Source organism: Streptomyces sp. NPDC002520, assembly GCF_053595235.1.
On sequence record NZ_JBSFXG010000015.1, the window covers coordinates 27,044 to 48,544 of the forward strand.

Sequence of the window (21,501 nt, forward strand, 5' to 3'; positions counted from 1 at the left end):
GCCGGGCGCGTTTGGCCGGTTTCTGCCGACCGCTCATATGACGGCGGTTGCCGGTTCTTCACAACTTTGGGAATCGCGGGGCCCTCGGGGCTGCGCGGAAGAAGCAGCGAAGGGGGAGCACACGTGACCGGAACCGTCACCCACGACCCGCCACCGGCCGCCGCGGACCGGCCTGGACGGCCGCTCATCGTCACCGAGGACGCCGCACTCCTCGACGACCTGCTGCGCCTCTGCGCGGCCGCGGGAGCCACACCCGAGGTCCACCACGGCGTACCCGAACACGGCGGCGGCTGGGAAGCGGCCCCGCTCGTCCTGGTCGGCGACGACGCGGCCCGCCGCGTGCGCGGGGCCACCCGCCGACGCGGAGTCGTGCTGGTCGGCCGTGACCAGGACGACTCCGGGGTGTGGAAAAGGGCCGTCCAGATCGGCGCCGACCACGTCCTGATGCTGCCGGACGGCGAACAGTGGCTGGTCGACCGCATCGCCGACGTCGCCGAGGGCGTCGGCCGTCCGGCCCTCACCGTGGGCGTCATCGGCGGCCGGGGCGGGGCCGGCGCGTCCACGCTCGCCTGCGCGCTCGCCGTCACCTCGGCGCGCGAAGGACTGCGCACGCTCCTCGTGGACGCAGATCCGCTCGGTGGCGGACTCGACGTACTGCTCGGCGGCGAGAGCGCCGAGGGGCTGCGCTGGCCCGCCTTCGCCGCCTCGCGCGGCCGGGTCGGCGGCGGCGCCCTGGAGGAGTCGCTGCCCGAACTGCACGCGCTGCGGGTGCTCAGCTGGGACCGCGGCGACTGCGTCGCCATCGCGCCCCAGGCCGTCCGCGCGGTGCTCGCCGCCGCCCGGCGGCGCGGCGGCACCGTCGTCGTCGACCTCCCGCGCCGCCTGGACGACGGGGTCGCGGAAGCCCTCGCCCAACTCGACCTGGCCCTGCTCGTCGTCCCGGCCGAACTGCGCGCCGTGGCGGCGGCCGGCCGGGTGGCGTCCGCCGTCGGCATGGTCGTGCGCGACCTGCGGGTGGCGGTACGCGGGCCGTACACGCCGGGACTGGACGAGAGCGAGGTGGCCCGCCTGCTCGGCCTGCCCCTCGTCGGCGACATTCCCGTCGAACCGGCGCCGCTGCGCCCGCACGGTACGACGAAACCGCCCGGCGCGAGCGGCCGCGGCCCGCTGGCCCGGTTCTGCGCCACCTTCTGGGAGCAGGCGCTCGTCGAGACGGGAGCCGCACGATGACCCTCCCCGGACTCGACCGGGCCGACGGCGCGGCACTGCTCGACGGCGTCCGTCGCCGACTGGCCGAGAGCGGTGCCGAGCCAACCCCCGCGCGCGTGGCGCAGGCGCTGCGCGAACAGGGCCGGGTGCTGGGCGATGCCGAGGTCCTCGGCGCGGCCGAGCGCCTGCGGTCCGAACTCGTCGGCGCCGGCCCGCTGGAGCCGCTGCTCGCCGACCCGAGCGTCACCGACGTCCTCGTGTCCGCGCCGGACCGGGTGTGGGTGGACCGCGGCGGCGGCCTGGAACCGACACCGGTGACCTTCCCCGACGCCGCGGCCGTACGGCGCCTCGCCCAGCGCCTGGCCGCCGTGGCCGGACGCCGGCTCGACGACGCCCGGCCCTGGGCCGACGCCCGCCTGCCCGACGGGACCCGGCTGCACGCGGTGCTGCCCCCGGTGGCCGTCGGCTGCACCTGCCTGTCCCTGCGGGTGGTGCGGCCCCGGGCGTTCACCCTCGACGAACTGGTCGAGGCCGGCACCGTGCCGCCCGGCGGAGAGCGGATCCTGCGGGCGCTGCTGGCGGCCCGGCTGTCCTTCCTGGTCAGCGGTGGCACCGGCAGCGGGAAGACGACCCTGCTGAGCGCACTGCTCGGCCTGGTGGGAGCGGGCGAACGGATCGTGCTCGCCGAGGACTCGGCGGAGCTGAGACCGGAACACCCGCACGTCGTACGGCTGGAGACCCGGCCCGCGAACCAGGAGGGCGCCGGCCTGGTCACCCTGGAGGACCTCGTGCGGCAGGCGCTGCGGATGCGGCCCGACCGGCTGGTCGTCGGCGAGGTGCGCGGCCCCGAGGTGGTGCATCTGCTGGCCGCGCTCAACACCGGCCACGAGGGCGGGTGCGGCACCGTGCACGCCAACGCGGCCGCCGACGTCCCCGCCCGCCTGGAGGCGCTCGGCACGGCGGCCGGGCTCGACCGGGCCGCGCTGCACAGCCAGTTGGCGGCCGCCCTGTCGGTGGTGCTCCACCTGGTACGGGACCGGTCCGGACGGCGCCGGATCGCCGAGGTCCACGTGCTGGAGCGGGATGCCTCGGGGCTGGTGCGGACGGTTCCGGCGCTGCGGTGGGGCGAGCGGGCCTTCGCCCGTGAACGCGGTTGGGAGCGACTGAGGCAGCTGCTGCGCGGCGAGTTCGAAAGGGAGTCGGGTGCAGGCGGTGCTGGGAGCGCTCGGCGCGTGTGGCGAGAGGGACGCGAGGAGGAGTGATGGAAGTGCGGCAAGTGGTGGAAATGACAAGTGGGACGGGGCTGGTCACAGCTTTGGCCGGCCTCGGGGTCGCGGGATGGCTGCTGGGTGGGCGGCATCACGGAGTGCGGCGGGCGCGGCTGCTGCTCGCGGGCGGCGGGGTGGTGGCGACCGGCCCTCCCTCCTGGGAATGGGCCCTGGGTGAACTGCGTAGATTGCGCGGCCGGTTGGGGACCGAGTGGTGGTCGCTCGCGGCGGGGCTGCTGCTCGGGCTGGTGGGTGCGTCGGTGATTCCGGTCGTCGTCGGTGCGGCGGGGGTGCCGGTGCTGCGCCGGGCGCGGCTGGCCCGGGAGGCGAGGAGCGCCCGGGAGCACCGGACGGACGCGGTCATCACCCTGTGCGGGGCGCTCGCCGGTGAGGTGCGCGCGGGACGGCAGCCCGGCGAGGCGCTGCTGCGGGCGGCGCGGGACTCGGGCGGGCTCGGCGACGCGCAGGCGGCCGTGGTCGCCGCGGCGCGGTTCGGCGGGGACGTGCCGGGGGCGCTCGCCGTCGCGGCCCGGCAGCCGGGCGCCGAGGGCCTGCTGGGGCTCGCCGCGTGCTGGAGGGTGGCCGTGGACCAGGGCGCGGGACTCGCCGCCGGACTCGACCGGCTGGACGCCGCCCTGCGCGCGGAGCGGGACCAACGCGCTGACCTGCGCGCCCAATTGTCCGGCGCCCGTGCCACGGCACTGCTGCTGGCCGCTCTTCCCGCTCTCGGACTGCTCCTCGGCTCGGCCATGGGCGCCGACCCGTTGCGGGTGCTGCTGCACACCGGGGCCGGACTGGGCTGCCTGGTGACCGGAGCGGTGTTCGAGGGCGCCGGGATGTGGTGGTCGGCCCGGATCGTACGGGGAGCGGAGGCGGTATGAGCGGGGACGTCGTCCACAGGCTGGGGATGACTCTGGCCGCGCTGCTGGCCCTGGGCTGGGCGGTCCGGCGGATCGAGCTGGCCAGGCGGCGGCGCCGGGCACGGCGTCGGGTGGCCGAACTGCTGGCCCTGGAGATGGCCGCGTCGAGGCCGTCCGTCGACGTCACCGCCGCGGTACGGCGGTGGTTGCCGCCGGCCGGGGTGGCGTGCGGGGCGTGGGTGCTGGTCGGCGGGGTTGCCGGGGTGCTTCTGGGGCTGGGGGCGGCGGGAGGGCTGTGGCAGTGGCGGCGTCGCCGGGCGGCGGGCTGGGCGACGAGCCGTGCCGAGGAGATCGACACCGCGGCAGCCGCGCGCCAACTCCCTCTCGCCGCGGAGCTGCTGGCCGCGTGCATCGCGGCCGGTGCCGGACCGGTCGTCGCCGCACACGCGGTGGGGGAGGCCCTCGGCGGGCCCGTCGGGGACGCGCTGGCGCGGGGCGCGGCGGAAGTGCGGCTCGGCGGCGAACCGGCGGACGGCTGGCGGCGGTTGACCGTGCTGCCTGGTGCCGGGGCCCTGGCGCGGCTGCTGGAGCGGGCCGACGAGTCCGGGCTTCCCGCGGCGGGCCCCGCAGCCCGCCTCGCCTCCGACGCGCGCGCGGAACGTGCACGAGCCGCCACGGCGAGGGCCCGCCGGGCGGCCGTGATGATCTCCGCGCCGGTGGGGCTGTGCTTCCTGCCCGCCTTCATCGCCGTGGGCGTACTGCCCGTGGTGCTCGGTCTCGCGGGCGGTGTGGTGGGAGGGGGTGGTGGCTGACGGAACGGCATGGCTGAGGACGACACGGGCCTCATGGCGGCAGGGACAGCAGGCGCGGCAGGTGCATCAGTGATGGCACGAACAATAGGAACAACAAGAACAACAGTGACAACAGGGTTGAAACGAAAGGAGTTTGAGATGCGAGAGAGGGCCGGGAAGGTGTGGGTGTTCCTTCGGGAGCGGTGTCGGAGGGACGCGGGCATGGTGACCTCCGAGTACGCGATGGGGATCGTCGCGGCGGTCGGGTTCGCGTTGCTGCTCTACGAGGTCGTCACCAGTGGCCAGGTCAAGGCGGAGCTGCAGGCCATCGTGAAGCGAGCCCTCAGTGCGCGGATGTGAGCGGGGGAGGGACCGCGGGTTCGTGACCGCGGAGGCGGCCATGGTGCTGTCCGTGCTGGTGGCGTTCACCATGGCGCTGGTCTGGGGGCTGCTCGCGGTGGCGGCCCAGATCCAGTGCGTGGACGCCGCTCGCACGGGCGCCCGGGCCGCCGCCCGGCAGGATCCGCCCGACGCGGTCGTACGGGTGACCCGGGAGGCGGCACCGCGCGGGGCACGGGTGGCCGTCACCCGAGTGGGGGACCAGGTCCGGGTGACGGTGGTGGCCAAGCCGCCGGTGCTGACCGGGCTGCCGTTCGAGGTGCGGGAGGAGGCCGTGGCCGCGGCGGAGGACGCCGTGGGGACGGGTGCGCCGGGCTCGGGGACGGGCGAGGGGGTGCCAGGGGCGGATGAGCGGGTGTCAGGGGCGGATGTGGGCGCTCAGGGCAAGGCAGAGAGAGCTGCGGAGGCGGGGGAGGCGGGACCATGAGGTACCGGCGCCTGGGCGGTGGCCGACAGCGTTCCGGCCGCGGGTGGCTTCTCCGCCGCCAGTGGCACGCCGACCGAGGGTCCGCCACCATCTGGAGCCTCGGGGCGATCGCCGTGCTGTGCGCGGTCTTCGGCGCCGTGCTCGCCCTCGGGCACGCCGTCGTCGTCCGGCACCGGGCGGCCGGTGCCGCGGACCTGGCGGCGCTCGCGGCGGCGGACCACTGGGCCGAGGGCAGTGCGGGGGCCTGCGCCCGGGCGGAGCAGGTGGCGGCGGCCCAGGGAGCGCGGCTGGCGCGATGCGTGGTCGTCGGGGAGATCTCGGACGTGACGGCGGGGTCGGGACGGGGACCGTTCACGGCAGAGGTCAGGGCCAGAGCGGGGCCGGCGGTGCCGGCGACGGCACCGGCACCACCGATGCGGCCTGAGCCGTCGGGCGGCACGGAGGACCCGGCCACCACCCGGGCTCACCCCGCCGCAGGCCGCGCGCCCGGGTCCTCCACCGGCTTTTCCTCCGCGTCCCCCGGCTTTTCCTTCGCGTCCCCCGGCTTCTCACCCGTCTCGACCGGCTTCTCCGCCTGTGCCGCCTCCCCCGGCTCGTCCTCAGCCTCCACCGGCTTCTCCTCCGGCGCTCCCCTCAACAGCACCGTGAGGAGCCGTACCGCCCCCCTCTTGTGCAGTGGATCGTTGCCGTTACCGCACTTGGGGGACTGGATGCAGGACGGGCAGCCGGCCTCGCACTCGCAGGAGGCGATGGCCTCACGGGTGGCGGCGAGCCAGGCGCGGGCGGTGTGGAAGGCGCGCTCGGCGAAGCCCGCGCCGCCGGGGTGGCCGTCGTAGACGAAGACCGTGGGAAGGAGGGTGTCGGGGTGGAGGGGGACGGAGACCCCGCCGATGTCCCAGCGGTCGCACGTCGCGAAGAGGGGCAGCATGCCGATGGAGGCGTGCTCGGCGGCGTGCAGGGAGCCGCCGAGGATCTCCGGGTTGATCCGGGCCTCGTCGAGCTGGTCCTCGGTGACCGTCCACCACACCGCGCGCGTGCGGAGCTTGCGAGGAGGGAGGTCCAGTTTCGTCTCGCCCAGCACCTCACCGGTGATCAGACGTCTGCGGAGGAAGGAGACCACCTGGTTGGTGACCTCGACCGAGCCGTAGCAGAGGCGGCCGGAGCCCCACGGGATCTCGACGTCCGTCTCCAGGACGGAGATCGACGTGGTGTCGCGGGCGACGGTCGAGTAGGGCGGGTCGGCTTGCTCGACCAGGGCCACCGAGGCTTCCAGGTCGAAGGAGCGCACCAGGTAGGTGCGGCCCTGGTGCAGATGGACCGCGCCCTCGTGGACGGTGGAGTGCGCGGCGGCCGCGTCGACCGTGCCGAGCAGGCGCCCGGTGCCGGCCTCCACGACCTGCACGGGCGACCCGCCCGAGCCGCGGATGTCGGTCAGGTCGGCGGCCCGTTCCCGGCGCGTCCAGTGCCATGCCTTCGTCCGGCGGCGCAGCAGCTTCGCGGCCTCCAGCTGCGGCAGCAGCTCCTCGGTGGCGGGGCCGAAGAGCTCCAGGTCCTCCTCGGTCAGCGGGATCTCCGCGGCGGCGGCGCACAGGTGCGGGGCGAGGACGTAGGGGTTGTCGGGGTCAAGGACCGTCGATTCCACCGGTTGGTCGAACAGGGCCTCGGGATGATGGACGAGGAAGGTGTCCAGCGGGTCGTCACGGGCGACCAGGACCGCCAGGGCGCCCTGCCCGGAGCGGCCCGCGCGGCCCGCCTGCTGCCACAGTGAGGCCCGTGTGCCCGGGTATCCGGCGATCACCACCGCGTCCAGCCCCGAGACGTCCACACCCAGCTCCAGGGCCGTCGTGGCGGCCAGACCGAGGAGTTCGCCGGAGTGCAGGGCCCGCTCCAGTGCGCGGCGCTCCTCGGGGAGGTAGCCGCCGCGGTAGGCCGCGACCCGCCGGACGAGGGAGCGGTCGACCTCGGCCAGCCGTTCCTGGGCGATGACCGAGATCAGCTCGGCGCCGCGCCGGGAGCGGACGAAGGCGACCGAGCGGACGCCCTGCACGGTGAGGTCGGTGAGCAGGTCGGCCGTCTCGGCGGTGGCGGTACGCCGAACGGGCGCACCTTTCTCGCCATGAAGTTCGGTGAGCGGGGGCTCCCACAGGGCGAAGAGGAGTTCGCCGCGCGGGGAGGCGTCGTCGGCGACCTCGACCACATGCAGGCCGGTCAGCCGACGGGCGGCGACGGCGGGCTCGGCGGCGGTCGCGGAGGCCAGCAGGAACACGGGCGACGCGCCGTAGCGGGCGCACAGCCGGCGCAGTCGGCGCAGCACCTGGGCGACGTGCGAGCCGAAGACGCCCCGGTAGGTGTGGCACTCGTCGACGACGACGTACTTGAGCGACTTCAGGAAGGAGGACCAGCGGGGGTGGGAGGGCAATATGCCGCGGTGCAGCATGTCGGGGTTGGTGAGGACGTAGTTGCCGTACTGGCGGACCCACTCGCGCTCCTCGAACGGGGTGTCGCCGTCGTAGACCGCCGGGCGCACCGCCGTGCCGAGGGGTTGTGAAAGTTCCTTCACGGACCGGCACTGGTCCGCGGCGAGCGCCTTGGTGGGGGACAGGTACAGGGCGGTGGCGCCGCGGCCGTTGGGGGCCTCGGAGCCGTCCAGGAGCGCGGACAGGACCGGGACGAGGTAGGCGAGGGACTTGCCGGAGGCGGTACCGGTGGCGACGACCACCGAGTCGCCGTCCAGGGCGTGCTCCGCGGCCAGCGCCTGGTGCGCCCACGGGTGCTCGATGCCGTGGGACCGCACGGCGGCGATCACCTCGGAGCGAATCCGGTCAGGCCAGACGGCATGGCGGCCCGCGCGCGGGGGCAAGTGCTCCGTATGAGTGATGCGCGCAGACCGGCTCGGCCCCGAGGCGAGTCGGTCCAGGACCACGCCCGGAGACGGGCGCGAAGCCGGGTCTGCCGGGGATCGATCGGATCGGTGATTCTTGGCCATCGGCACCGAGTGTGTCACTGGCGTGACGGACAATGGGGCCAAGGCGTCGTGCACGCCTGCCAGTAAGTGATTGAATGCCATCGCGGCTGGCGAGCGTCCCGGGGGCCGTGAGCCAAGGTGTCCTTTAAGGGGCGACCGCTCGATAGCAAGGTGCTGGAGGATCCGTGGACCTGTCCCTGTCGACCCGTACCGTCGGCGATCGTACGGTCGTCGAGGTCGGTGGCGAAATCGATGTATACACCGCGCCCAAGCTGCGCGAGCAGTTGGTCGAGCTGGTGAACGACGGGGCATTCCACCTCGTCGTCGACATGGAGGGCGTGGACTTCCTCGACTCCACCGGACTCGGCGTGCTGGTCGGCGGCCTCAAGCGAGTACGTGCCCACGAGGGCTCACTGCGCCTGGTCTGCAACCAGGAGCGCATTCTCAAGATCTTCCGCATCACCGGTCTCACCAAGGTGTTCCCGATCCACACCTCGGTCGAGGAAGCGGTGGCGGCCACCGACTGATTCCTGGACCGTTCACCGGTCCGGGCCGACCTGCGGCCCGGATCGGGCCGGTCCCGCCCCGGGCCGGTGGGTCCGGGGCACGGAAGTTCATCAGGGGGTGCGGGCTTTCGGCGGCCCCGCCCCCGCACAGCACGCCCATAGCCGCGAGGGGGATGCATGGCCACCGTCGAACTCCGCTTCAGCGCGCTGCCCGAGCACGTCCGGACCGCCCGGTTGGTGGCGGCAGCGGTGGCGCGCAGGGCCGGAGTGGACGAGGCCGTCCTGGACGAGGTCCGGCTCGCCGTGGGCGAGGCCTGCTCCCGCGCCGTGGGGCTGCACCAGATCAACGACATCACCGCACCGGTGAAGGTCGCGCTGATCGAGGAGGAGAAGCAGTTCTCCATCGAGGTCGGCGACGAGGCCCCGCACGCCGTGCCCGCCGAGCGGGTGGCCGGCGGGGCTGCCGCGGACGCGGACGTGGAGGCCGAGGAGGACGAGATGGGCCTCGCGGTCATCAGTGGTCTCGTGGACGACGTGGAGGTCACCACGGGCGAGAACGGCGGCTTGATCCGCATGTCCTGGCCGACCGCTCCACCGGCCGCCGAACTCGTCTGACCCCACCGGCCTCGTCCGCCCGTGTCGCACGGCGCCCGAAGCGCCGCGCACCACACCCTCGAAGGGCCCTGCTGAGCAGGGCCTTTCTTGTTGTTCCCGTCGCCCCGGAATTCGTGAATGAATTCACGATCAATACCCTGATAATTTGATCAAGCATCAATGTGGCCGTCAATGCCTTTGGGGCGTTACCTCTTTCGGGTTCTGTGACGTGACCTCGATCATTTGCTGAAGTGGGCACGAAGGCCATTTCTGTTTACCGTCCCCTGTTTAGATCACTCGGGGGTACCTACAATCCGTCCACATCTTGAGCTCAGCCCAAGCGTCAAGGAGGACGAATGGCGGGGCTTTCTACCCCTCATCAGTTGGACCACCCCACAACCCTCGCGGCCGCGGTCCTGACCGACGACAACCGGATCATCGTGGCGGTGATCGCGGCGGTCGCCGTGGCCGCCCTGGCGGTCGCGGGCGTCCTGGTGCGTCAGGTGCTGGCGGCGGGCGAGGGCACCGACAGCATGAAAAAGATCGCCGAGGCGGTCCAGGAAGGCGCCAAGGCGTATCTCGCCCGGCAGCTGCGCACGCTGGGTGTTTTCGCCGTCGTCGTGTTCTTCCTGCTCATGCTCTTGCCCGCGGACGACTGGAATCAGCGTGCCGGACGATCGGTGTTCTTCCTGATCGGCGCGGTGTTCTCGGCGGCCACCGGTTATATCGGCATGTGGCTCGCCGTGCGCAGTAATGTGCGCGTCGCCGCGGCGGCCCGGGAAGCCACCCCGGCGCCGGGCGAACCGGAAAAGGATCTCACCACCGTCTCGCACACCGCGATGAAGATCGCATTTCGCACGGGCGGCGTCGTCGGCATGTTCACGGTGGGGCTCGGCCTGCTGGGCGCCTCCTGCGTGGTGCTGGTGTACGCGGCCGACGCTCCGAAGGTGCTCGAGGGCTTCGGCCTCGGCGCCGCCCTGATCGCGATGTTCATGCGTGTGGGCGGCGGCATCTTCACCAAGGCCGCCGACGTCGGCGCCGACCTGGTCGGCAAGGTCGAGCAGGGCATTCCGGAGGACGATCCGCGCAATGCCGCGACCATCGCCGACAACGTGGGCGACAACGTCGGCGACTGCGCGGGCATGGCGGCCGACCTCTTCGAGTCCTACGCCGTCACCCTGGTGGCCGCACTGATCCTCGGCAAGGCCGCCTTCGGCGACTCCGGACTCGCCTTCCCGCTGCTCGTTCCGGCCATCGGCGTCCTCACCGCCATGATCGGCATCTTCGCGGTCGCCCCCCGGCGCTCCGACCGCAGCGGCATGACGGCGATCAACCGCGGCTTCTTCATCTCCGCGGTGATCTCCCTCGCGCTGGTCGCGATCGCGGTCTTCGTCTACCTGCCGTCGAAGTACTCCGACCTCGACGGCGTCACGGACGCGGCGATCCGGGGCAAGGCCGGCGACCCGCGGATCCTCGCCCTGGTGGCGGTCGCCATCGGCATCCTGCTCGCCGCCGTCATCCAGCAGCTGACCGGCTACTTCACCGAGACCACCCGCCGTCCGGTACGGGACATCGGCAAGACCTCCCTCACGGGCCCGGCCACCGTCGTCCTCGCCGGCATCTCGGTCGGCCTGGAGTCGGCCGTCTACACCGCGCTGCTCATCGGCCTCGGCGTGTACGGCGCGTTCCTGCTCGGCGGTACGTCGATCATGCTGGCGCTGTTCGCGGTCGCCCTGGCCGGCACCGGCCTGCTCACCACGGTCGGCGTGATCGTCGCCATGGACACCTTCGGGCCGGTCTCCGACAACGCGCAGGGCATCGCCGAGATGTCCGGCGACGTCGAGGGTGCGGGCGCGCAGGTGCTCACCAACCTGGACGCGGTCGGCAACACCACCAAGGCGATCACCAAGGGCATCGCCATCGCCACGGCGGTCCTCGCGGCCTCGGCGCTCTTCGGGTCGTACCGGGACGCGATCACCACCAACGTGCAGGACGTCGGGGCGAAGCTCACCGGGCCAGGGGCGCCATTGAGCCTGTCGATGGACATCTCGCAGCCCAACAACCTCGTCGGACTCATCGCGGGCGCGGCGGTCGTTTTCCTCTTCTCCGGACTGGCCATCAACGCCGTGTCGCGGTCGGCCGGTTCGGTGGTCTACGAGGTGCGGCGGCAGTTCCGTGAGAAGCCCGGGATCATGGACTACACGGAGACGCCCGAGTACGGCAAGGTCGTCGACATCTGCACCAAGGACGCCCTGCGGGAGCTGGCCACGCCCGGTCTGCTCGCCGTCATGGCGCCGATCTTCATCGGGTTCACGCTCGGCGTCGGCTCGCTCGGCTCCTATCTCGCGGGCGCGATCGGCGCGGGCACGCTGATGGCGGTGTTCCTCGCCAACTCCGGTGGTGCCTGGGACAACGCCAAGAAGCTGGTGGAGGACGGTCATCACGGCGGCAAGGGCAGCGAGGCCCACGCGGCCACGGTGATCGGCGACACCGTCGGTGACCCCTTCAAGGACACCGCCGGCCCGGCGATCAACCCGCTGCTGAAGGTCATGAATCTGGTCTCGCTGCTCATCGCGCCCGCGGTGATCAAGTTCTCCTACGGCAGCGACAAGAGCATCGGCGTACGGATCCTGATCGCGGTCCTCGCGCTCCTGGTGATCGTGATCGCCGTGTACGTCTCGAAGCGGCGCGGCATCGCCGTCGGCGACGACGAGGAGGGATCCGAGCGGGTCTCCAACTCGGCTGATGCGGCGGTGGTTTCGTAGGCCGTCCACGGAGGGCCTGTGCAACGGACGGGCGGGTGGCGCGTGTTGACGCGCCGCCCGCCCGTTCGCGTGTGGAGGCTCGTCGGCGTCGTGAGTCTTCTCTCTCTTGGTGCAGAGAGTGGCAAATCGTACTTATAGTGCGTTCGGTGGTGGAGGCTGTCGGTCCGCCGTGTAGATTCCGTGAGCCGAGAGCCATGGAAGGGACCAATCCGGTGAACAAGAAGCTCGCGGCCGCACTGTCCGGCGGTGCGGTACTGGTAGTGGCGCTGTCGGGATGCAGCAGCAAGGACAGCGGCCCCGACCCCAAGCTGGTGGCCTGGGCCAAGACGGTGTGCGACGCCGTGCCCGCGCAGGACGCGAAGATCCGTGCGGCGAACGCCTCGATCGCCAAGATCGCCACGGACAGCAACCTGCCGCCCAAGACCGCCAAGGCCACGTACGCGCAGGCTTTCCAGGACATGTCCGAGGCCTACAAGGCGATCGCCTCCGCCATCGGCGGTGCCGGAACGCCTCCGGGCGTGGACGGCGGCGCCAAGAAGCAGCAGGACGCCGTCAAGAACCTCAACAGCCTCTCCACGTCGTACGCCGACCTCAAGAAGGAGGTCGACGGGCTCGACACCAAGGACCAGGGCAAGTTCGCGAAGGGCCTGCACGACGTCGCCGACCAGACCAAGCAGATCGGCGAGCAGAGCAGCAGCGGCACGGCGGCGCTCAAGCGCCTGGAGCAGGGCGACGTGAAGGACGCGATCGCCAAGCAGCCCAGCTGCAAGGTCAACGCGTCGCCGTCGGCGAAGACCGGCTGACCACCGCCAGACGCCCGCGCTCAGGCAGCCTCCGGCCGCCCGCGCGGGCCACAATGGGGGCGTGACTGACTCAGGCCCCGCCCTCCTGCCCGCCTCCGACCGGCCCGACGTCGCCGCCCGCCTGCGCGACGCCCTTCTCTCCGCCTCCTTCACCGCGGACGGCCTGCTCGACCTGCTCGGCGCCCCCGCGTACGCGGCGCTGGCCCGCAGCGAGACCGTGCCCGCGCTCCGGGCGACCCGCGGCGACACGCCGCTGGAGACGCTCGTGCGGCTGTTCCTGCTCCAGCAACCGGTGCCCCACGCGCGCGTGGCGGCCGTTCTGCCGGCCGACGACGCCCTGGAGGCCGGATGGCTCACGCGCGTCGGCGGCGACGAGGTGGCCGCGACCGTGGACGTACGGCCCTACGGCGGCCCGGACGGCGAGGACTGGTTCATCGTGTCCGACCTGGGCTGCGCCGTCGGCGGCGCGGGCGGTGTCGGACAGCGGGACGAGGAGGTCGTCCTGGGCGTCGGCGGCGCCTCCACGACCCTCGCCGGCATCACCGTCCGCACCCCGGTCGCCTCCGCCCTCGACCTCGGCACCGGCTCCGGCATCCAGGCACTGCACGCCGCGCAGCACGCCACGCGCGTGACGGCCACCGATCTCAACCCGCGCGCGCTGCACATCGCCGCGCTCACCCTCGCCCTCTCCGGGGCGCCCGCCGCCGACCTGCGCGAGGGTTCGCTGTTCGAACCGGTCCGGGACGACGAGACCTTCGATCTGATCGTGTCCAACCCGCCGTTCGTGATCTCCCCGGGTGCCCGGCTGACGTACCGGGACGGCGGGATGGGCGGGGACGATCTGTGCCGCTCGCTCGTTCAGCAGGCAGGGGAACGGCTGAACGAGGGCGGGTTCGCGCAGTTCCTCGCCAACTGGCAGCACGTGGCAGGGGAGGACTGGCAGAACAGACTCAGGTCGTGGGTGCCACGCGGGTGCGACGCCTGGATCGTGCAGCGCGAGGTACTGGACATCACGCAGTACGCCGAGCTGTGGCTGAGGGACGCCGGCGACCATCGCGGGGATCAGGCGGAGTACGAGGCGCGGTACGACGCCTGGCTCGACGAGTTCGAGGCGCGCAAGGTGAAGGCGGTCGGCTTCGGCTGGATCACCCTGCGCAGGACCGGGGCGGCCGAGCCTTCGATCACCGTGGAGGAGTGGCCGCATTCGGTCGAGCAGCCTCTCGGGGAGGCGATCCGGGCGCACTTCGACCGCCTCGACTACCTCCGGGACCACGACGACGCGGCCCTGCTCGAAGGCCACTTCAGGCTGACCGCGGAGGTGGTCCAGGAGCAGGTCGGGCTGCCCGGCGCCGAGGACCCGGAGCACGTGGTGCTGCGCCAGCACCGCGGGATGCGCCGTGCCACGAAGGTGGACACGGTCGGCGCGGGCTTCGCGGGCGTATGCGACGGCACGCTCAGCGCCGGCCGCATCCTGGACGCCATCGCGCAACTCGTCGGAGAGGACCCGGTGTTGCTGCGCGACCGTACGCCGGCGCAGATCCGGCTGCTGGTGGAGCAGGGCTTCCTCGAGCCGGCCAGGTGAGTCGGGACCGGCGCGTGGGCCGGGCCGCGGCGGCTGCTCCGGCCGTCGTACCCGGCATCCCCGCGCCGTCGTAGCCACGCACGGATCTTCGTCGTATGCCGGTGGCACGGGCCGGGACACGCCGCCGCCGGGAAAACGGCCGGAAAATGACGGGCGCCCGATACGGCGCGACTGTGGCCGCTCGCCAGTTCGATCACGCGTCGGCTCTGCGTTCACCCCGATGTCGCACGCCCGACTTCCGCGCGTGCCACGCTCCTCGCCGGGCACACGGGCGACGGCGCGGAAGGGCGGGCGCGGTGGAGAGCGGACCGGCGATCTTCGCGGGAGTGATGTTCGCCCTGTTCGGAGGCGCTCTGCTGGTGTGGACCTGCACCCGGGTCCGCCGGCGTGAGCCGGTCGCGCACGGTGTGAACCAGATCGCATCGGCCACCCTCGCCGGGACCTCCGCGATCGTCGCGCTGGGGCTCGGCGCGTACTGCCTCACCCGCCTCTGACATCGGCGGGCGTGCTTCCGCCCGGGTAATCGGAGCACCGCGCTCCGGACATGGGCGAAGACCTGCCGTGCACTCCGGGCGGCAGGAATGCCGGTAGTCGGGTTACCGTTCGAGTGGCCGTTGTGGGCTTTTCCCGTTTGACACGGGGGCGGGATGTACCGTCACACTCCGCAGCGTCACACGAGCCAGCAGCACGTTGCGACCCCGGGACAAAGGCCCTGGGGAGGCCACAGCGTCGACCGGAGAGAAGAGCGAAGTTGTCCCCGACCAGCGAGACCGCACAGGGCGGCCGTCGACTCGTCATCGTCGAGTCGCCCGCCAAGGCGAAGACGATCAAGGGCTATCTCGGCCCCGGCTATGTCGTCGAAGCGAGCGTCGGGCACATCCGCGACCTTCCCAACGGCGCCGCGGAGGTGCCCGAGAAGTACACCGGTGAGGTCCGCCGCCTCGGTGTGGACGTCGAACACGACTTCCAGCCGATCTATGTGATCAACGCCGACAAGAAGGCGCAGGTCAAGAAGCTCAAGGACCTTCTGAAGGATTCCGACGAGCTCTTCCTCGCCACCGATGAGGACCGGGAGGGCGAGGCGATCGCCTGGCACCTCCAGGAGGTCCTCAAGCCGAAGATCCCGGTCAAGCGGATGGTCTTCCACGAGATCACCAAGGACGCGATCCGCGAGGCCGTCGCCAACCCGCGCGACCTCAACCAGAAGCTCGTCGACGCCCAGGAGACCCGCCGCATCCTCGACCGCCTCTACGGCTACGAGGTCTCGCCGGTCCTGTGGAAGAAGGTCATGCCGCGCCTGTCGGCCGGCCGTGTCCAGTCGGTCGCCACGCGACTCGTCGTCGAGCGGGAACGCGAGCGCATCGCCTTTCGTTCTGCCGAGTACTGGGACCTGACGGGCACCTTCGCGACCGGCCGCGCGGGGGACTCCTCGGACCCGTCGTCGCTGGTCGCCCGCCTGCAGGCCGTCGACGGCAGGCGGATCGCGCAGGGCCGCGACTTCGACTCCCTCGGACAGCTCAAGAGCGCGAACACCCTCCACCTCGACGAGGCGAACGCCCGCGCCCTCGCAGCCGCCCTGGAGAACACCCGCTTCTCCGTGCGCTCCGTCGAGTCCAAGCCGTACCGCCGCTCGCCGTACGCCCCGTTCCGTACGACGACGCTGCAGCAGGAGGCCAGCCGCAAGCTCGGCTTCGGCGCGAAGGCCACCATGCAGGTCGCGCAGAAGCTGTACGAGAACGGCTACATCACGTACATGCGTACGGACTCCACGACGCTGAGCGAAACGGCGATCGCGGCGGCCCGCGCGCAGGTCACGCAGCTGTACGGCGCCGACTACCTGCCGCCGCAGCCGCGCAGCTACGCCGCGAAGGTCAAGAACGCCCAGGAGGCGCACGAGGCGATCCGCCCTTCGGGCGATCGTTTCCGCACGCCGGCCGAGACCGGCCTGACCGGCGACCAGTTCAAGCTCTACGAACTCATCTGGAAGCGGACCGTCGCCTCCCAGATGAAGGACGCGACCGGCAACAGCGTGACCGTGAAGATCGGCGGCACCGCGGCCGACGGCCGCGACGTCGAGTTCAGCGCCTCCGGCAAGACGATCACCTTCCACGGCTTCCTGAAGGCCTACGTCGAGGGGGCCGACGACCCGAACGCCGAGCTGGACGACCGTGAGCGCCGGCTGCCGCAGGTCTCCGAGGGCGACGCGCTGTCCGCCGAGGAGATCACGGTCGACGGCCACGCCACCAAGCCCCCGGCCCGCTACACAGAGGCCTCCCTGGTCAAGGAGCTGGAAGAGCGCGAGATCGGCCGCCCGTCGACGTACGCGTCGATCATCGGCACGATCCTCGACCGCGGCTACGTCTTCAAGAAGGGCACGGCCCTGGTGCCGTCCTTCCTGTCCTTCGCCGTGGTCAACCTCCTGGAGAAGCACTTCGGCCGGCTCGTCGACTACGACTTCACCGCCAAGATGGAGGACGACCTCGACCGCATCGCCCGCGGCGAGGCCCGGTCCGTGCCCTGGCTGAAGCGCTTCTACTTCGGCGAGGAGACGGGCGTCGGGGGCGCCGCCGACGCCGGCAACGGCGACGGGGACCACCTCGGCGGCCTCAAGGAACTCGTGACCGACCTGGGCGCGATCGACGCGCGCGAGGTGTCCTCGTTCCCGGTGGCCAACGGCATCGTGCTGCGGGTGGGCCGCTACGGCCCCTACATCGAGCGCGGCGAGAAGGACACCGAGCAGCACCAGCGCGCCGACATCCCCACCGACCTGGCGCCGGACGAGCTGACCGTCGAGATGGCCGAGGAACTGCTGGCCAAGCCGAGCGGTGACTTCGAGCTGGGCACCGACCCGGCGAGCGGCCACCAGATCGTCGCCAAGCACGGCCGCTACGGCCCGTACGTCACGGAGATCCTCCCCGAAGGCACCCCGAAGACGGGCAAGAACGCGGTCAAGCCGCGCACCGCCTCCCTCTTCAAGTCCATGTCGCCGGACACCGTGACCCTCGAGGACGCACTGCAGCTGATGTCGCTGCCGCGTGTCGTCGGCACCGACGCCGACGGCGTGGAGATCACCGCGCAGAACGGCCGCTACGGCCCGTACCTGAAGAAGGGCACGGACTCGCGCTCGCTGACGGCCGAGGACCAGATCTTCACGATCACGCTTCAGGAGGCCCAGGCGATCTACGCCCAGCCGAAGCAGCGCGGTCGGGCCGCCGCCAAGCCGCCGCTGAAGGAGCTGGGCGACGACCCGGTCTCCGGCAAGCCGGTCGTGGTCAAGGACGGCCGCTTCGGTCCGTACGTCACCGACGGCGAGACCAACGCGACGCTCCGCTCCGGTGACAGCGTCGAGGAGATCACCCCGGAGCGCGGCTTCGAGCTGCTCGCCGAGAAGCGTGCGAAGGGGCCCGCCAAGAAGACGGCGAAGAAGGCCACGGCCAAGAAGGCCGCGCCGGCGAAGAAGACCGCCGCCAAGAAGACGGCGGCGAAGAAGACGACGGCGGCCGCGAAGAAGACGACGGCCAAGAAGACCACGGCAAAGAAGACGACCGCCGCCGCGAAGAAGACGGCGGCGTCCGGCGCCGAGGACTGAGGTCCCGCTCCGACAGGGGGTCGGAACCGCAGGCCGCGTCGGCTCTGCGGCTCCGGCCTCGTGCGCGGTTCTGTGACTCCTGCTCACGTGGGGACTGCGCCGGGTGCGGCCCTCCAGGGTTCGTCGGCCTCGCGCGGTCGCGTCGTTGTTGTCTCTGCCGTCGCTGTCGTCTCCGTCGTCGCTTCGGTTCGCAGATGCGTCCCGGCATCGCTTTGGTCTCGGGGTGGGCTCGGGTCCGGAGACCGGGGCCGTGGTGTCGGTGGCTGCCGATAGGCTGAACGCATGACGCGAGCCGAGCAGCCAACGGCCACCACCACAGCACCGGACGACGCCCTGGTCGCGGATTCCCGCGAGCGCGCCGTCCGTTCACTGCTGCGCCGACCCGAGTTGAAGCGCCTGTGGAGCGCACAACTGGTGAGCGGTGTCGGCGACGCCCTGGCGCTGCTCGTGCTGGTCGTCCTCGTTCTTCAGGCGGCCATCGCGCAGGGGGCGTTCGGAGGGGGCTACCGCGGTGTGGCGTTCGCAGTGGCGACGGTCTTCGCCGCGCGCGTCCTCGCCACCCTGCTCTTCGGCGCCGTCCTGCTCGGCCCGCTGAACACGCTCACCGCCCAGGACGGCCCGCTCGACCGCCGCTGGACGATGGTCGGCGCCGACGCCCTGCGCGCCGCGCTGCTGATCGTCGCGCCCCTGTGGATCGACTGGACCCCGGACAACGCGCTCGCCGTGCTGCTGGTCACCGCCTTCGTCGGCGGTGTCGCCGAGCGGCTGTGGACGGTGTGCCGGGAGAGCGCGGCCCCCGCCCTGCTGCCCGCGCCGCCCCCGGAGGGCGCGACGGTACGGCCGCTTCCGGACCACCTGGACGCCCTGCGCCGCCTCGCGCTGCGCACCAGCTTCCTGGCCATCCCGCTGGCGGCCGCCACCCTGGTCGTCGCCGCCCTGCTCAACAACCTGCTCGGCACCGGCGTCGCCTGGTTCGACCAGCACCAGGCCGCCCTCGCGTCGTACGTGGCGGCCGGTCTGTTCGCCGCGTCCCTGTCGGTGCTGACGGCCCTGGAGCTGCCCGGCGCCCGCACCCCGCGCGCGCGGTCCCCGCTCGAGGGCCTGCGCCGCCCGCGCACCGGTTCCGGCGTCGACAAGGGCCGTACGGGCGCGGTTCCGCTGCTCGTCATCGCCTCTGCCACCGTGGCCGGTGCCATCGCGGCCGCCGTCGCGGTGTGCGTGCTGCACGCCACCGACCTGGGCGGCGGCCCGGTCCTCTACGGCCTGCTGGTGCTCGGCCTGACCGGTGGTGTCGGCGTCGGCATCCGCACGGCGCCCGCGCTGCTGCCCTCGCTCTCACGCCGCCGGCTCCTCGCCCTCGCGATCGCCTTCGCCGGCATCGCCCTGCTGGCCGCCGGACTGGTCCCGGACGTCACCACCGTCCTGCTGATCGTCACACTGGCCGGTGTGGCCGCGGGTGTGGCCGCGAACACCGGGCACGCCCTGCTCGACCAGGAGACCGAGGAATACCGCAGGGCGCGGGTCACCGAGCACCTGCACGCGGTGGTCCGTGTCTGCATGGCGCTCGGTGCGCTGATCGCCCCCGTGGTCGCCGGACTCATCGGCCGGCACCGGCTGGAGAACGGCAGGTTCGTCTTCGCCCACGGCGGCGCCTCGTTCACGCTGATGCTGGTCGGCGCACTGCTGCTGCCGGTGGCCGTTCTGGTGCTCGCCAAGGTCGACGACCGCTCCGGGATCCCGCTGCGGCAGGACCTCAAGGACGCGCTGCTCGGCGGCGACGACCCGGTCACCGCCCCGGCGGCGAACGGATTCTTCATCGCCCTGGAGGGCGGCGACGGCGCCGGCAAGTCCACACAGGCCGAGGCCCTCGCGGAGTGGATCCGCGCCAAGGGCCACGAGGTCGTGCTCACGCGCGAGCCGGGGGCCACCCCCGTGGGCAAGCGGCTGCGCTCGATCCTGCTGGACGTGTCCTCGGCGGGCCTGTCGCACCGCGCGGAGGCGCTGCTGTACGCCGCCGACCGCGCCGAGCACGTCGACACCGTCGTACGGCCCGCCCTGGAGCGCGGCGCGGTCGTCATCACGGACCGCTACATCGACTCGTCCGTCGCCTACCAGGGCGCCGGCCGCGATCTGTCCCCGACCGAGATCGCCCGCATCAACCGCTGGGCGACCAACGGGCTCGTCCCGCACCTCACCGTCCTGCTGGACGTCCCCCCGGAGACCGCCCGCGAGCGGTTCACGGAGGCGCCGGACCGCCTGGAGTCGGAGCCGGCCGAGTTCCACGCGCGCGTGCGGGCCGGTTTCCTCACCCTCGCCGCCGCCGACCCCGGCCGCTACCTGGTGGTCGACGCCGGTCAGGAGCCCGAGGCCGTGACCACCGTGATCCGGCACCGGCTCGACACCGTGCTGCCGCTCTCCGAGGCCGAGATCAAGGCCCAGGAAGAGGCCCGGAAGAAGGCCGAGGAGGAGGCGCGCCGCAAGGCCGAGGAAGAGGCCGCCCGCAAGGCCGAGGAGGAGCGCCTGGAGCGTGAGCGCCAGGAGGAGCTGGCCCGGCTGCGCGCCGAGGAGGAGGAGCGCAAGCAGCGCGAGCTGGAGGAGGCACAGCGCCGCGAGGCCGAACGGCAGGCGGAGGAGGCCCGGCGGCGTGCCGAGGAGGCGCACCGGCGTGCCGAGGAGGAGCGCAAGCGCCTGCTCGCCGAGGAGAAGGCCCGCGCCGAGGAGGAGGCCCGCCGCAGGGCCGAGGAGGAGCGGCGGCGCAAGCAGGCCGAGGAGGAGGCCCGGCTGCGCGCCGAGGCCGAGGCCATGCGCCTGGAGAAGCAGCGCAAGGCCGAGGAGGCCCTGCTCCGCGCGGAGCAGGCCCGCAGGCAGGCGGCCGAGGCCGCGTCGGCGGCCGACGCGGCAGCCCGCCGCCCGGGCGCACCCCAGCCGGCGGTCCCGGGAGTGACACAGGACGCGGCGACCGTGACGACCCCGATGGTCCCGCACGGCACGGAAGAGACGGTTCCGACGCCGGTCGTGTCTCTGGGGACGGACCGGACGGGCGCGGGCAAGACGGGAACGGGCGAGTCCGACTCCGACAGGACGACCGTGCTGCGGCCGGTGCGCGAGGAGCACGGCACGGATGCCGAGCCCGCCACCGGCACGGGACGCGCGGGCTCCGACTCCGAGGTGACGGCGGAGCTGCCGCAGCCGCCGGCCACCCCGGGCGCGGCGGACGAGACCACGGTGCTGCCGCCGGTGGTTCCGGGCTCGACCGACGAGACCACCGTCCTGCCGCAGATGCCCTCCGCTGCCGCCGACGAGACGGCCGTCCTGCCTCCCGTCCGGGGCGAAGCCCCGGCGGACCGCATACCGCAGGGCTTCTTCCGGGACGAGCAGACCGCCGTGGGCCCCGACGGCTCGGAGGACCGCACCCGCGAGATGCCGCAGCTCGGCTCCGACGGTGAGCCCCGGCGCCGCCCGCGCCCCGACTGGGCCGAGGAGACCCCGCTGGACGACCTTCCGTCGCTGGCGGACGAGCTGCTGGGCTCGTACGACGAGCGGGAGTACGGCGACCACGACGAGGACCCGGGCCGCCGCGGGAGGGGCCGGGGCCGACGCGGCTGAGCACGGATGCCGAGCGCGGACTCTGAGCGCGACAACTGAGCCAGGACGTCGGGCGGCGCCCGCCGGAGCACATGTGCTTCGGCGGGCGCCGCTCCGTATTCGTTCAAATTCGTTCAAATTCGCCCCAATGCGTCCCA

Annotated in this window: 14 protein-coding genes and 2 pseudogenes; 15 read left to right on the top strand and 1 reads right to left on the bottom strand. The window is 72.6% G+C overall.

The annotated features are described in order from the left end of the window. Positions 1-123 precede the first annotated feature (123 nt). The 7 genes and pseudogenes from ssd to ACWD5D_RS21765 form a co-directional block, all read left to right on the top strand. A complete protein-coding gene (ssd, locus tag ACWD5D_RS21735) occupies positions 124-1,230 on the top strand; it encodes a septum site-determining protein Ssd (protein ID WP_451374369.1) in 1,107 nt (368 codons plus the stop codon). Then, positions 1,227-2,471 (top strand): TadA family conjugal transfer-associated ATPase, encoded by a 1,245-nt coding sequence (locus ACWD5D_RS21740; protein ID WP_451374370.1) that lies wholly within the window; start codon positions 1,227-1,229, stop codon positions 2,469-2,471. The genes ssd and ACWD5D_RS21740 overlap by 4 nt, the downstream gene beginning before the upstream one ends. Before the next feature lie 23 nt (positions 2,472-2,494). Continuing rightward, positions 2,495-3,358, top strand: a complete 864-nt coding sequence (locus ACWD5D_RS21745; RefSeq protein ID WP_451374512.1) for a type II secretion system F family protein — start codon at positions 2,495-2,497, stop codon at positions 3,356-3,358. Then, positions 3,355-4,149, top strand: coding sequence for a type II secretion system F family protein (locus tag ACWD5D_RS21750; protein ID WP_451374371.1), 795 nt, complete (start codon positions 3,355-3,357; stop codon positions 4,147-4,149). Before ACWD5D_RS21745 ends, ACWD5D_RS21750 begins: the two co-directional genes overlap by 4 nt. Positions 4,150-4,287: 138 nt before the next feature. Continuing rightward, entirely contained in the window at positions 4,288-4,488 is a 201-nt protein-coding gene (locus ACWD5D_RS21755; RefSeq protein ID WP_451374372.1) for a DUF4244 domain-containing protein, read from the top strand. Then, a pseudogene (locus ACWD5D_RS21760) lies at positions 4,475-4,834 on the top strand (TadE family type IV pilus minor pilin); the annotation flags it as partial. The gene ACWD5D_RS21755 and the pseudogene ACWD5D_RS21760, both read left to right, overlap by 14 nt. A gap of 131 nt (positions 4,835-4,965) precedes the next feature. After that, positions 4,966-5,367, top strand: a pseudogene (locus tag ACWD5D_RS21765) (Rv3654c family TadE-like protein); the annotation flags it as partial. A 50-nt stretch (positions 5,368-5,417) separates the two neighbouring features. Here the strand turns inward: ACWD5D_RS21765 and ACWD5D_RS21770 are convergent. Continuing rightward, on the bottom strand, positions 5,418-8,021 hold the full coding sequence (locus ACWD5D_RS21770; protein ID WP_451374373.1) for a DEAD/DEAH box helicase: 2,604 nt from the start codon (positions 8,019-8,021) through the stop codon (positions 5,418-5,420). Positions 8,022-8,104: 83 nt separating this feature from the next. On the opposite strand from ACWD5D_RS21770, the gene bldG reads away from it, so the two are divergent. From bldG to tmk, 8 genes are all read left to right on the top strand, one after another. Further along, positions 8,105-8,446: an anti-sigma factor antagonist BldG gene (gene bldG / locus ACWD5D_RS21775; RefSeq protein ID WP_100827485.1), complete on the top strand. Its 342-nt coding sequence runs from the start codon at positions 8,105-8,107 to the stop codon at positions 8,444-8,446. A 156-nt stretch (positions 8,447-8,602) separates the two neighbouring features. Then, on the top strand, positions 8,603-9,040 hold the full coding sequence (locus ACWD5D_RS21780; protein WP_451374374.1) for an ATP-binding protein: 438 nt from the start codon (positions 8,603-8,605) through the stop codon (positions 9,038-9,040). 335 nt (positions 9,041-9,375) lie between these two features. After that, a complete protein-coding gene (locus ACWD5D_RS21785) occupies positions 9,376-11,784 on the top strand; it encodes a sodium-translocating pyrophosphatase (protein WP_451374375.1) in 2,409 nt (802 codons plus the stop codon). A gap of 194 nt (positions 11,785-11,978) precedes the next feature. Further along, positions 11,979-12,587 carry a small secreted protein gene (locus tag ACWD5D_RS21790; protein WP_451374376.1) on the top strand — a complete coding sequence of 203 codons (609 nt, stop codon included), beginning with the start codon at positions 11,979-11,981 and terminating at the stop codon, positions 12,585-12,587. Positions 12,588-12,648: 61 nt separating this feature from the next. Next, complete coding sequence (locus ACWD5D_RS21795; protein ID WP_451374377.1) at positions 12,649-14,169, top strand: DUF7059 domain-containing protein; 1,521 nt, start codon at positions 12,649-12,651, stop codon at positions 14,167-14,169. A 296-nt stretch (positions 14,170-14,465) separates the two neighbouring features. After that, positions 14,466-14,663: a hypothetical protein gene (locus ACWD5D_RS21800; RefSeq protein ID WP_451374378.1), complete on the top strand. Its 198-nt coding sequence runs from the start codon at positions 14,466-14,468 to the stop codon at positions 14,661-14,663. A 257-nt stretch (positions 14,664-14,920) separates the two neighbouring features. Then, positions 14,921-17,758, top strand: a complete 2,838-nt coding sequence (topA, locus tag ACWD5D_RS21805; RefSeq protein WP_451374379.1) for a type I DNA topoisomerase — start codon at positions 14,921-14,923, stop codon at positions 17,756-17,758. 282 nt (positions 17,759-18,040) lie between these two features. Beyond that, positions 18,041-21,364, top strand: coding sequence for a dTMP kinase (gene tmk / locus ACWD5D_RS21810; RefSeq protein ID WP_451374380.1), 3,324 nt, complete (start codon positions 18,041-18,043; stop codon positions 21,362-21,364). The last annotated feature ends 137 nt before the right edge of the window (positions 21,365-21,501 follow it).

Bases quoted from the DNA above. Each gene is read 5' to 3' on its own strand.
- ACWD5D_RS21745 (WP_451374512.1), top strand. From the start codon at position 2,495: ATGACAAGTGGGACGGGGCTGGTCACAGCTTTGGCCGGCCTCGGGGTC.
- ACWD5D_RS21755 (WP_451374372.1), top strand. From the start codon at position 4,288: ATGCGAGAGAGGGCCGGGAAGGTGTGGGTGTTCCTTCGGGAGCGGTGT.
- ACWD5D_RS21790 (WP_451374376.1), top strand. From the start codon at position 11,979: ATGGAAGGGACCAATCCGGTGAACAAGAAGCTCGCGGCCGCACTGTCC.
- ACWD5D_RS21770 (WP_451374373.1), bottom strand. From the start codon at position 8,021: ATGGCATTCAATCACTTACTGGCAGGCGTGCACGACGCCTTGGCCCCA.
- ACWD5D_RS21750 (WP_451374371.1), top strand. From the start codon at position 3,355: ATGAGCGGGGACGTCGTCCACAGGCTGGGGATGACTCTGGCCGCGCTG.
- ACWD5D_RS21785 (WP_451374375.1), top strand. From the start codon at position 9,376: ATGGCGGGGCTTTCTACCCCTCATCAGTTGGACCACCCCACAACCCTC.
- tmk (WP_451374380.1), top strand. From the start codon at position 18,041: ATGACGCGAGCCGAGCAGCCAACGGCCACCACCACAGCACCGGACGAC.
- ACWD5D_RS21780 (WP_451374374.1), top strand. From the start codon at position 8,603: ATGGCCACCGTCGAACTCCGCTTCAGCGCGCTGCCCGAGCACGTCCGG.
- ACWD5D_RS21740 (WP_451374370.1), top strand. From the start codon at position 1,227: ATGACCCTCCCCGGACTCGACCGGGCCGACGGCGCGGCACTGCTCGAC.